The 259-nt window shown below is 66.0% G+C and carries 1 protein-coding gene; it reads right to left on the bottom strand.

Going from position 1 to position 259, the window contains the following annotated elements; all coding sequences use genetic code 11:
• Positions 1-259: GMC family oxidoreductase N-terminal domain-containing protein (locus ACT3TP_RS18830; RefSeq protein WP_444621305.1), on the bottom strand; the 259-nt coding region annotated here is incomplete at both ends.

Below are 259 nucleotides of genomic sequence, written 5' to 3' on the forward strand. Positions count from 1 at the left end.
ACCCGAATCCCCGTGGTGCGGGGCCTCCGGCCCGGCGTCCTCATTGCTCTCCAGCTGCTGATACAGCCGGTAGGCCATCGCCGAATTCCAGCCGGTGGCCCCGAACTTCGATTCCCATTCGTCCAGGTCCTCGCGCGGCGCCCAGAACGCGATGCAGGAATTATGGCTCGAGCACCCGCCCATCACCTTGGCCCGGGAATGGCGCATGAAGGAGTTCCCGTTCTCCTGCGCCTCGATCGGGTAGTCCCAGTCCAGCCCG

It is taken from the genome of Glutamicibacter sp. AOP38-B1-38 (genome assembly GCF_052377485.1).
GTDB lineage: Bacteria > Actinomycetota > Actinomycetes > Actinomycetales > Micrococcaceae > Glutamicibacter.